Source organism: Paraburkholderia sp. SIMBA_054, from assembly GCF_046534875.1.
GTDB classification, from domain to species: Bacteria; Pseudomonadota; Gammaproteobacteria; order Burkholderiales; family Burkholderiaceae; genus Paraburkholderia; species Paraburkholderia hospita.
In genome coordinates, this window is record NZ_JAWRXV010000934.1 from 1 (window position 1) to 265 (window position 265).

Genomic DNA, 265 nt, shown 5'->3' on the forward strand with positions numbered 1-265 from the left:
CGTCATTCACCGCAATCTGACGCCTGAGCGACAGGCAGAAGAAGTCCGTCAGGTGAAGAAGTTCGAATCAGGCATGGTTGTAAATCCAGTGACGATTGGCCCAGATGCCACTTTGGCTGATGCACAGGCACTGATGAAGGCTCACGGAATTTCCGGAATTCCAGTCGTTGAGAATACAACCAAAGGCCCGGGGCGGCTTGTCGGTATCCTGACCAATCGCGACGTTCGCTTCGCTTCTGATCCGAAGCAGAAGATTCACGAGCTG

General features: G+C 53.6%; 1 protein-coding gene. It reads left to right on the top strand.

Annotation, left to right across the window (positions count from 1 at the left end; translation table 11 throughout):
• Window positions 1-52: 52 nt before the first annotated feature.
• Window positions 53-265, top strand: a 213-nt coding sequence (locus SB822_RS57875; RefSeq protein WP_410859208.1) for a CBS domain-containing protein, incomplete at its 3' end; no start/stop codon positions are given.